Source organism: Muricoccus roseus (assembly GCF_900141905.1).
Classification (GTDB): Bacteria; Pseudomonadota; Alphaproteobacteria; order Acetobacterales; family Acetobacteraceae; genus Roseomonas; species Roseomonas rosea.
This window is the reverse complement of the sequence record NZ_FQZF01000026.1, coordinates 1-10,436: the sequence shown is the minus strand read 5'-3', so window position 1 is coordinate 10,436 and position 10,436 is coordinate 1. Positions and strand designations below refer to the sequence as shown.

At 70.7% G+C, this 10,436-nt stretch carries 11 protein-coding genes; 7 read left to right on the top strand and 4 right to left on the bottom strand.

All coding sequences use genetic code 11. From position 1 onward, the window contains the following. Window positions 1-344: 344 nt before the first annotated feature. Window positions 345-749 carry a PRC-barrel domain-containing protein gene (locus BUB97_RS18835; RefSeq protein WP_073137609.1) on the bottom strand — a complete coding sequence of 135 codons (405 nt, stop codon included), beginning with the start codon at window positions 747-749 and terminating at the stop codon, window positions 345-347. A 222-nt stretch (window positions 750-971) separates the two neighbouring features. Between BUB97_RS18835 and BUB97_RS18830 the strand changes: the two genes are divergently transcribed. From BUB97_RS18830 to BUB97_RS18810, 5 genes are all read left to right on the top strand, one after another. Then, on the top strand, window positions 972-1,850 hold the full coding sequence (locus BUB97_RS18830) for a UDP-2,3-diacylglucosamine diphosphatase (protein ID WP_073137735.1): 879 nt from the start codon (window positions 972-974) through the stop codon (window positions 1,848-1,850). A gap of 29 nt (window positions 1,851-1,879) precedes the next feature. Beyond that, complete coding sequence (locus tag BUB97_RS18825) at window positions 1,880-2,899, top strand: glycosyltransferase family 4 protein (protein WP_456306341.1); 1,020 nt, start codon at window positions 1,880-1,882, stop codon at window positions 2,897-2,899. After that, window positions 2,899-3,486: a class I SAM-dependent methyltransferase gene (locus BUB97_RS18820; RefSeq protein WP_245818362.1), complete on the top strand. Its 588-nt coding sequence runs from the start codon at window positions 2,899-2,901 to the stop codon at window positions 3,484-3,486. The genes BUB97_RS18825 and BUB97_RS18820 overlap by 1 nt, the downstream gene beginning before the upstream one ends. A gap of 378 nt (window positions 3,487-3,864) precedes the next feature. Continuing rightward, complete coding sequence (locus tag BUB97_RS18815) at window positions 3,865-5,328, top strand: DUF7125 family protein (protein WP_217659715.1); 1,464 nt, start codon at window positions 3,865-3,867, stop codon at window positions 5,326-5,328. Beyond that, complete coding sequence (locus tag BUB97_RS18810) at window positions 5,325-5,705, top strand: response regulator (RefSeq protein ID WP_073137605.1); 381 nt, start codon at window positions 5,325-5,327, stop codon at window positions 5,703-5,705. Before BUB97_RS18815 ends, BUB97_RS18810 begins: the two co-directional genes overlap by 4 nt. A gap of 23 nt (window positions 5,706-5,728) precedes the next feature. Here BUB97_RS18810 and nhaA read toward each other — a convergent pair whose 3' ends face one another. The 3 genes from nhaA to BUB97_RS18795 form a co-directional block, all read right to left on the bottom strand. After that, window positions 5,729-6,940: a Na+/H+ antiporter NhaA gene (gene nhaA / locus BUB97_RS18805; protein WP_073137603.1), complete on the bottom strand. Its 1,212-nt coding sequence runs from the start codon at window positions 6,938-6,940 to the stop codon at window positions 5,729-5,731. Window positions 6,941-7,156: 216 nt separating this feature from the next. Further along, window positions 7,157-7,447 carry a hypothetical protein gene (locus BUB97_RS26330; RefSeq protein ID WP_073137601.1) on the bottom strand — a complete coding sequence of 97 codons (291 nt, stop codon included), beginning with the start codon at window positions 7,445-7,447 and terminating at the stop codon, window positions 7,157-7,159. 496 nt (window positions 7,448-7,943) lie between these two features. Further along, a complete protein-coding gene (locus tag BUB97_RS18795) occupies window positions 7,944-9,038 on the bottom strand; it encodes an alkene reductase (RefSeq protein WP_073137599.1) in 1,095 nt (364 codons plus the stop codon). A 165-nt stretch (window positions 9,039-9,203) separates the two neighbouring features. Here BUB97_RS18795 and BUB97_RS18790 point away from each other — a divergent pair, with 165 nt between their 5' ends. Both BUB97_RS18790 and BUB97_RS18785 read left to right on the top strand, forming a co-directional pair. Then, on the top strand, window positions 9,204-10,025 hold the full coding sequence (locus BUB97_RS18790) for an alpha/beta fold hydrolase (protein WP_073137597.1): 822 nt from the start codon (window positions 9,204-9,206) through the stop codon (window positions 10,023-10,025). A gap of 162 nt (window positions 10,026-10,187) precedes the next feature. After that, a partial coding sequence (locus BUB97_RS18785; RefSeq protein WP_175562560.1) for a transposase occupies window positions 10,188-10,436 on the top strand: 249 nt, incomplete at its 3' end.

Here is a 10,436-nt window from a genome sequence, read left to right as displayed (position 1 = left end):
GATCTTCGTCATGCGCTGGGTTTCCCGCCTGCGGTCAGGCCCGTTTTGGGGCGGATCGGGGGCGGGGGGAAGTGGGGGCGGCGTTCGGGGCTGACGGTCTGTCCCGGGGAGAGGAAGAAGGAATTCTTCCTCTCCCCGGACCCCTCACCATCATCTTTTTCTATCAGTTTGGAAGCACGGGGCTGACGGTGCGCCTCGGGTCATAGACCCGAGGCGACTGCAAAGGCAGGATCAGCACCCTGCAACCAGGGACCCCTTCGATCAGGGTATCCACGGCAGTCAGACGGGGTTCCAAGGGCCTCAGGCCCTTGGGGGGTGGAGGGGGGGGCCCTCCCGGAACGGGATCAGGCCACGTCGAGCCAGAAGGGCTGGGCCTTGTAGTAGTCGTAGACGCGGCGGCCGTGGGTGTCGGAGAGGTCCACGTTGTCGGCGGCGGCGTAGCTGGGCGCGCCTTCGAGCTGTTCGCGCGTGAGGTCCACGACATAGCCGCCCTTCGTCGTGTCGTAGTCGAGGACGGACCAGGGGAGCGGGTGGTGGTTCTCGCCGAGGCCGAGGAAGCCGCCGAAGGACATGACGGCGAAGGCGACGCGGCCGGAGACCTTGTCGATCATGATGCTTTCGATGGTGCCGAGGCGGTCGCCGGCGCGGTTGTAGACGGCGGTGCCCTCGACCTTGTCGGCGGAGATGAGGCGGCGGCCGCTCTCGGGGCGGGCGGCGCTGCTGGTGCCCGTGGGGCTGATATCGGACATGGTGGGTTCTCCCTGTTTCGTGGCGTGCGGCTTCGTGGTGGGGGAACGCCGGGCCTGGCCTGAGGGTTTGGAGCGCGTTCCCGCGGAGGAGATTGGGCGTGCGGCGGGGGCGCCGGAAGGGGGCTGCGCGGCGTGCTTTGTCGCGGCATGGTCATGCGGCGTTCACGGCGCTGTCCCGGCGGCGGGGCTATTGCGCCGGCCATGCGGATGGACGGGGCCGGCATGGACCACTCCAGTGACGACGGGGCCGGGTATGGCGGCGCCGCGCAGGATGAGGCCGGGGCGCGGCGCCGGTATCGCAGCGTCTTCCTCTCCGACGTGCATCTGGGGACTCGGGGATGCCGGGCGGATTTCCTGGCGGATTTCCTGCGGCAGGTGGAATGCGAGCGGCTCTATCTCGTCGGCGACATCGTGGACGGGTGGCGGCTTCGCAAGTCCTGGTACTGGGACGCGCATCATGACGAGGTGATCCGGCTGGTGCTGCGCATGGCGCGGCACGGGACGGAGGTGGTCTATATCCCCGGCAACCATGACGAGATGTTCCGCGACTGGCTGGGGCTGGAGGTGGCGGGCGTGCGGCTGGCGGGCGAGGCGGAGCACCTGACGGCGGATGGGCGGCGGCTGCTGGTGATGCATGGCGACGCCTTCGACAGCGTGGTGCGCTACGCCAAGTTCATCGCGCTGCTGGGCGACTGGGCCTATGACACGGCGCTGGAGCTGAACCGGCTGTTCAACCTGGCGCGGCGGCGCTTCGGCTATCCCTACTGGTCGCTCAGCCAGTGGCTGAAGCGGCAGGTGAAGGGGGCGGTGAAGGCGATCGACCGCTTCGAGGGCGCGGTGGCGCTGGAGGCGCGCAAGCGCGGCTTCGACGGGGTGGTGTGCGGGCATATCCACCATGCCGAGATGCGCGTGATCGACGGCGTGCTCTACATGAATGACGGCGACTGGGTGGAGAGCTGCACCGCGCTGGTGGAGCATGCGGACGGGCGCTTCGCGCTGGTGGATTGGGCGGCGGAGCGGCGGCTTTCCTTCTTCCGGCCGCGTGCGCGGCGGGAGGAGGGGCGGCGCCCGGATGCGCGGCCCGCGGCCGAGCCGGCCTGAGAGCAGGGGACGCGACGCTGCGAATCCTGGTGGTTTCCGACGCCTGGCATCCGCAGGTGAACGGCGTGGTGCGCACCATGGAACAGGTGGTGCGGCACCTGAGCGCGGCCGGCGACGAGGTGCGGGTGATCGGGCCGGCGGATTTCCGTTCGGTGCCGACGCCGGGTTATCGCGAGATCCGGCTGGCGGTGCTGCCCGGGCGGCGGCTGCGCGCGCTGGTGGACGGCTTCGTGCCGGAGGCCGTGCATATCGCGACCGAGGGGCCGCTGGGCTGGGCGATGCGGCGGCTTTGCCGGCAGCGCGGCTGGGGCTTCACCTCCTCCTTCCACACGCGCTTTCCCGATTACATGCACGCCCGGACGCGTGCGCCGCTTGCCTGGAGCTGGGCGGTGATGCGGCGGTTCCACGCGGCCTCGGGCGCGGTGCTGGCGGCCACCGGATCGCTGGAGCGGGAGCTGGAGGGGCGCGGTTTCCGGCGGGTGCGGCGGTGGTCGCGCGGGGTGGAGCTGGAGCGGTTCCGCCCGGGCGCGGCGGAGGGGATGGACGACCCCTTCGCGGGGCTGGCGCGGCCGGTCTTCCTCTGCGCCGGGCGGGTGGCGGTGGAGAAGAATATCGGCGCCTTCCTCTCGCTCGACCTGCCCGGGACGAAGGTGGGGGTGGGCGACGGGCCGCAGCTTCCGGCGCTGCGGCGGCGGCACCCCGATGCGGTGTTCCTGGGCTTCCGCGAGAACGGCGCGCTGGCGGCCTGCTATGCCGCGGCGGATGTGTTCGTCTTCCCCTCGCGCACCGACACCTTCGGGCTGGTGCTGCTGGAGGCGCTGGCGAGCGGGACGCCGGTGGCCGCCTTTCCCGTGAGCGGGCCGCTGGACGTGATCGGGGATGCGCCAGTGGGCGCGCTGGACGAGGACCTGCGGGCGGCCTGCCTGGCGGCGCTTTCGGCCGATGCGGCGGCGTGCCGGCGGCATGCGGAGGGTTTTTCCTGGGCGGCCTGCGCGGCGCGCTTCCGGGAGGCGCTGGTGCCGCTGATGGCGGCGGAAAGGATCTCGTGATGGATGGGATGATGCGCGCGGCCGCGCCGGTGCGGCAGGGCGGCGGGTTCGGGCTGTTCCTGAAGCGCTGGGCGCGGAACCCGCTGCAGATGGGAAGCGTGGTGCCCTCCTCGCCCGCGCTGGGGCGGCGGATCGCGCGGCTTTCGCGCTGGGACGAGGGGCGCTGCGTGGTGGAGCTGGGCGCGGGCACCGGGGCCGTCTCCCGCGCGCTGCTGGCTGCCGGGCTGCCGCCGGAGCGGCTGGTGGTGGTGGAGATCGTGCCGGAGATGGCCGAGCACCTGCGCGAAAGCCTGCCGGGGGTGCGGGTGATCACGGGCGATGCCTTCGCGCTGCCGGAGTTGCTGCCGCCGGGCATGCGGGTGGGCACGGTGATCTGCGGGATTCCGCTGGTGCTGCTGCCGCTGGAACGGCAGCGCGCCTTCACCCGGGCGGTGGAGGCGGTGGCGCCTGGGCTGGGCTTCCTCCTCTACACCTACTGCATCACCTCCCCCCTGCCCTGGCGCGCGCTGGGGCTGGAGGCGAAGCGGGAGGCCTGGACGCCGCTGAACCTGCCGCCGGCCAGTGTGTGGCGGTACCGGCCGGGGTGATTCCGGTTCCTGCGGGTTCAGGCGAGGGCTCCGCCCTCGACCCGCCAAGGGCCTGAGGCCCTTGGAACCCCATCGGACTGCCGTGGATGCCCCGGATCAAAGGGGTCTCTGGTTCGATGGGATTGATCCTGCGCTGACAGTCGCCTGAGGTCTGAGACCTCAGGCGCACCGTCCGCCGAGTGATTCCAAACTTCTAAAAGAAGATGATGGGTCGAAGGCACTGCCTTCGACGGGTCCGGGGAGAGGAAGAATTCCTTCTTCCTCTCCCCGGGACAGACCGACAGCCGAGAATGGGAACCGCCTGCATTTCCTTATCCCCGGCGGCTCATGTAGAGGAGCGGATCGGGACGGGAGAGGCTCGGCGGGGTGAGAGCGGAGTTGGAGCGGATCAGGACCGGGATTCCTGGCCTGGATACCGTGCTGGGCGGGGGCCTGTTGCGGGGCCGTTCCTATATCGTTCAGGGGAATCCGGGCGCCGGGAAGACCATCCTGGCGAACCAGGCCTGTTTCCACCGGGCCGCGCAGGGCGGGCAGGCATTGTTCGTCACCCTGCTCTCCGAATCCCACGACCTGCTGCTGCAGCATCTCTCCACGCTCGACTTCTTCGACGAAAGCCGCGTTCCGGAGAGCGTCTACTACATCAGCGCGCTGGGCACGTTGCAGCGCGAGGGGCTGGACGGGGTGGCGCGGCTGCTGCGCGAGGAGACGGCGAGCCGGAAGGCTTCGCTGCTGGTCTTCGACGGGCTGCTGAACGTGCGCGATGCCACCGGCTCGGCGCCCGACCTCAAGCAGTTCCTGCAGACGGTGCAGACCCAGGTGGCCTTTGCCGGCTGCACCATCCTGATGCTCACCAGCGCGCGGCTGGAGGATGAGAGCCCCGAGCACACGGTGGTGGACGGGGTGATCGAGCTGGGGAACGCGATGGCGGGCGTGCGCACGGTGCGGCGCCTGCAGGTGCGGAAGTTCCGCGGCGGGGCGAGCCTGGGCGGGCTGCACCAGTTCCAGATCGATTCCCGGGGGATGACGGTCTTTCCGCGGCTGGAGGCGCAGTATGCCTGCCCCTCGGCCGAGGACGAGATGCCGTTCCACGAGGGACGCGCGGGGACCGGGGTGGCGGCGCTGGACGCCATGATGGACGGCGGCCTTCCCCGTGGTTCGATGACCCTGGCCTTCGGCCCCTCGGGGATCGGCAAGACCACCCTCGGCCTGCATTTCCTGGCCGCGGCGCCGCCCGACGAGCCGGCGCTGCATTTCGGCTTCTACGAGAGCCCGCCGCGGCTGCTGGCCAAGGCGGCGGCGCTGGGGCTGGACCTGCGCCCGGGGCTGGAGAGCGGGCAGCTGGAGATTCTGTGGCAGCCGCCGACCGAGCGGCTGCTGGATCCGCTGGGCCACAGCCTGCTGGATGCGGTGGCGCGGCGCGGGGTGAAGCGCCTGTTCATCGATGGGCTGGGCGCCTTCGAGCGGGCGGCCATCCACCCTCCCCGGCTGGTCGAGTATTTCACCGCGCTGACGAATGAGCTGCGCGTGCGGGGCGTGACCGCGCTGGGCAGCTGGGAGGTGCCGAACATCGCGGGCGGGGTGGTCGAGGCGCCCTCGCCGGAGCTGTCCAGCGTGGTCGAGAACCTCGTCTACATGCGCTTCGTGGAGCAGAAGGGGCGGGTGAACCGGGTGATGGCCGTCCTCAAGCTGCGGGACAGTGCCTTCGACCCCAACCTGCAGCAGTTCAGCATCACGGATCGGGGCCTGGACCTGACGCGTGCCGAACGGGGTTCCGAGGCGATGCTCTCCGGGCTTGCCCATCAGGTCGGGACCGAGCCGGCGCAGCGGGTTCCGCCTGCGTGACGGGCCGGCTCATACTCGTCGTCGATGACGAGGTCCTGATCGCCCTGCTGGCGAGCGAGGTGCTGACGGATGCGGGGTATCGCGTCGTCGTCGCGCATGATGGGCGCGCGGCGCTGGAGATTCTCCGGCGGGAGCCGCCGGACGCGGTGGTGACGGACTACATGATGCCGCGGCTGGACGGGCTGGGGCTGGCGCTCGCCATGAGAGACGACCCGGCCTTGCGGCATGTGCCGGTCGTGCTCACGAGCGCGGTGGCGGGGGATGTGCTGGAGCGGCATCCCGGGCTGTTCTTCTCCTTCCTGCAGAAGCCCTATGACCTGGCGCGGCTGCTTGGCGCCGTGCGGGATGCGGTGGGGGCGCCGGGCGCGCCCGGATAGGGGGCGCGGCCCGGCGCCATTCGTCACGCCCGCTGCGGCTCCGGCGCCGGTATCTCGCGCGGGGCGACGCGGAGCACCGCCCAGCCGAGGATGCCGGCGAGGATGGAGCCGCCGAGGATGCCGATCTTCACCTCGTCCTGCAGCAGCGGGTCGGAGGCGAAGGCGAGCATTCCGATGAAGAGGCTCATCGTGAAGCCGATGCCGCAGAGGAGCGACACGCCGAGGAGCTGGGCGGTGGTGGCGCCCATGGGCAGGTCCGCGAGGCCGAGGCGGATGGTGAGCCAGGCGCTGCCGAAGACGCCGACGAGCTTGCCGAGCAGCAGGCCGAGGGCGACGCCGAGGGTGAGGTGGTCCAGCAGCGCCTCCTCCGTGATGCCGGAGAAGGAGACGCCGGCATTGGCGAAGCCGAAGATCGGGATGATCAGGAAGGCCACCCAGCCGTGCAGCCCGTGTTCCAGCCTGTGGAGCGGGGAGCCCTGCATGTCGTCCGGCCGCGCCGGGGCGGGGCGCAGCGGGATGGTGAAGGCGAGCAGCACGCCCGCGATGGTGGCGTGCACGCCCGAGCGCAGGACGAAGAACCAGAGCAGGACGCCGAGCAGCAGGTAGGGCAGGAGGCGCGTGGCGCCCATGCGGTTCATCGCGACGAGGGCGGCGAGGACGGCGGCGGCGAGGGCGAGGTCGGTCGTCGAGAGGTCGCCGGTGTAGAAGAGGGCGATGATGACCACGGCGCCGAGGTCGTCGATGATGGCCAGCGCGGTGAGGAAGACCTTCAGCGAGGTGGGCACGCGCGGGCCGAGCAGCGCGAGGACGCCGAGGGCGAAGGCGATGTCGGTGGCGGCCGGGATGGCCCAGCCGCGCAGCGTGTTCGGGTCGTTCCAGTTGAAGGCCGCGAAGATGAGGGCGGGCACGGCCATGCCGCCGGCTGCGGCGATGCCGGGCAGGATGCGGCGGCTCCAGCTGGAGAGCTGGCCGTCCAGCACCTCGCGTTTGATCTCGAGGCCGACGAGCAGGAAGAAGACCGCCATCAGCGCGTCGTTGATCCAGTGGAGGAGGCTGAGCGGGCCGATATAGGCGGCCAGGGCCGCGCTGTAGGTGGGGCCGAGCGGGGAGTTCGCGACGATGAGGGCGAGGGCGGCGGCGGCCATGAGGACGAGGCCGCCGGACGCGGAGTTGTCCAGGAAGGCCCGGAGCATCGAGACGGGGCGAGCGGTGTCGCGGCCCGCGGGGGCGGCCATGGGGTGGTCTCCTGGCGTGGGGTTGAGGGCCCCGTTCCCGGGGCGATGCGGCGGAGTAACAATCCTCGGGCGGGGAAGGATGCGGGCTGCTGCGGGGCGCCCGGGGATGCGGTCAGCCGTCGCGACGGGCCTGGGCCGATTTCACGAATGGGTTGACGCGGCTCTCCTTTGCCAAGGCCTGCGCCATGTCGTGTCTCGTTCTTCCGGAAGTGGGGGTCAGGCGGGCTGGAGGCGGTCCGGCTGGCTCGCGGCGGGGCTGCCCGGGGCCTGGAGGCCCAGCAGATCCCGCGCGCGGGTGAGGGCGGCGTCGAAGTCGTGGGCCTCCACCGCGGCCAGGCCGCGCAGGCGGGCACAGGCGGCCTCGATCGCCTCGCGCTGGGCGAGGACGGCGCGGGCGATCAGGGGCCAGGTGGCGCGGCGGGCGCGGCGGCGGGCGGCGAGGTTGCGGGCGGCGCGCTCGGGCGGGGTGGCGGAGCCGGTAGGCGATGGGCCGCTCGCGGCCCGCACGGTGGATGGGCTGGACCTGGCCCGCGCCGGGCCAGCCATAGGCCGAGAGGATGCGGCGGGCGAGCTCGGTCTTGCCCGAACCGCCGGTGCCGCGGGGGTTGATGATGAGTCCCAAGATGCGCCCCTGATCGAGGAATCGTTCGTTCGTCAGGGGGGAGGGACCATCGATCCCGGGCTGATTGAAGCAAAAGATCCGGGAGGAGCCCTGCTCTTGGCAGGGGGGTTGCTCCAGGGCAGGGCTCCGCCCTGCACCCGCCAGGAGCCTGAGGCTCCTGGACCTGCATCGGACTGCCGTGGATGCCCCGGATCAGTGGGGTCTCTCGTTAGGGGTGCGGGTTCTGCCTTCGCAGTCGCCTGAGGTCCTAGACCTCAGGCGCACCGTCCGCCGAGTGATTCCAAACTTCTAAAAGAAGACGATGGGTCGAAGGCACTGCCTTCGACGGGTCTGGGGAGAGGAAGAATTCCTTCTTCCTCTCCCCAGGGACAGACCGACGGCTCAGGCCGCGAGGGCGGGGTAGTCCGTGTAGCCGTGCTCGTCGCCGCCATAGAGGGTTTCGCGGTTCAGTTCGGCCAGGGGGGCGCCGGACTTGAGGCGTTCCACCAGGTCGGGGTTGGCGATGTAGGGGCGGCCGAAGGCGATGAGGTCGGCGCGGCCTTCGCGCAGGGCGGCGTCGGCCATGGCGAAGTCGTAGCCGTTGTTGGCGATGTAGGGGCCGCGGAAGGCGCGGCGCAGGGCCTGGAAGTCGAAGTCCGGCACGATGTCGCGCGGGCCGCCGGTCGCGCCCTCGACCATGTGGAGATAGGCGAGGTTGTGGCGGTTCAGGCCTTCGATGGCGTGGCTGAACAGCGGGAAGGGGTTGCTGTCGCTCGCGTCGTTGGCGGGGGTGACGGGGGAGAGGCGCAGGCCGGTGCGGTCGGCGCCGATGGCCTGGGTGACGGCCTCCACCACCTCGAAGAGGAAGCGGGTGCGGTTCTCGACCGAGCCGCCGTAGAGGTCGGTGCGCTTGTTGCTGCCGTCGCGCAGGAACTGATCGATCAGGTAGCCGTTGGCGCCGTGGATCTCCACGCCGTCGAAGCCGGCCTTGCGGGCCATGGTGGCGGCATGGGCGAAGTCCGCCACGATCTGGCGGATTTCCTCCACCTCCAGCGCGCGGGGCTGGGGATGGGGCTGGAAGCCGGTTTCGGTGAAGGCCTGGCCCTTGGGGGTGACGGCGGAGGGGGCCACCGGCTGGGCGTTACCGGGCTGCAGCGAGGGGTGGGAGATGCGGCCCACATGCCAGAGCTGGACGACGATCTTGCCGCCCTTGGCGTGCACCGCCTCGGTCACGGCGCGCCAGCCGGCGACCTGCGCCTCGGTGTAGACGCCGGGGGTCCAGGCATAGCCCTTGGCGGTGTCGCTGACCTGGGTGGCTTCGGTGATCAGCAGGCCGGCGCTGGCGCGCTGGGCGTAGTAGGTGGCGGCGGAGGGGCGGGGGACGTCGCCGGCCAGGGCGCGGCTGCGGGTGAGCGGGGCCATGACCACGCGGTTGGCGAGTTCGATGGCGCCGACCTTGGTGGGTTGGAAGAGCGGGCTGGAGGCGTTGTCGGGCAAGGGTGGATCCTCGGCTGCTGGGCCGGCGCGGGGCCGGCGGTTGCCGGGTATCTGGGGCCGGGGGCGGAGGATGGACGGGTGCGGTGCAGCATGGCTGCCATGTGCGGCAACCGGCTTGCCCCGAGTGCCGTTCTGCGGTGGCCGATTCCAGGAACAAGCGCCCCCATGCCCTTCGTCACCACGCGCGACGGCGTCGCGATCCACTACACCGATTGGGGCAGCGGGAAGCCGGTGGTGCTGCTGCATGGCTGGCCGCTGAGCGGGGCGATGTGGGAGTACCAGGCGGTGTTCCTGGCTTCCCAGGGGTTCCGGGTGATCGCGCCGGACCGGCGGGGCTTCGGGCGGAGCGAGCAGCCTGGCTCCGGCTATGACTACGACACGCTGGCGGATGACCTGGCGGCGCTGATGGAGGCGCTGGACCTGCAGGGGGCGACGCTGGTCGGCTTCTCCATGGCCGGGGGGGAGGTGGCGCGCTACCTCAAGCGCCACGGCGCGGGGCGGGTGGCGAAGGCGGTGCTGGTGAGCGCGGTGACGCCCTTCCTGCTGAAGACGCCGGACCATGAGGAGGGCGTGCCGCGCGAGACCTTCGACGAGATGGTGCGCGGGCTGAGCGACGACCGGCCCTATTTCCTGACGAGCTTCGGGCGGCAGTTTTTCGGCGCGGGGATGCTGAACTTCGGGGTGACGAACGAGATCCTGCAATGGGCGCATGGGCTGGCGATGCAGGCCTCCCCCAAAGCCACGCTGGATTGCGTGCGCGCCTTCTCGGAAACCGACTTCCGCAGCGACATGGCTGCCTTCGCGGTGCCGACGCTGGTGATCCATGGGGATTCGGACGCGACCGTGCCGATCGACGTGACGGGGCGGGCGGCGGCGCGGATGATCCTGGGGGCGCGGATGATCGTCTATCCCGGGGCGCCGCATGGGCTGTTCTTCACGGAGAAGCTGCGGCTGAACGCGGATCTGGCGGAGTTTCTGCGGAGTTAGCGGGGGTTTTGAGTTGCGGGTTTGTGGGCGGGGGAGGAAGAAGGAATTCTGCGTCGCTCCAGCGCCGCCGCTGTTCCACCTTAGCAGGTTGCTGAAGAAGTCGGCCCTCGACGCGATTTGAGGAACATGATTCACCTCCGCAGGGCAACCGCGGGGTTGATGATGCGGGGGACGGACGAGACGAGCGGGTCGCTGTTCAGCTACGTCGATCTTGAGGCGCGCATCCCGGCGCGGCATCCCCTGCGCAAGATCCGGCAGGTGGTGAACGAGGCGCTGGCCAGCCTGGATGCCGATTTCGAGGTGCTTTACACCGACTTCGGCCGCCCCTCGATTGCGCCCGAGCGGCTGATCCGAGCGAGCCTGATCCAGATCCTGTTCTCGGTCCGCTCCGAGCGGCAGCTGATGGAGCAG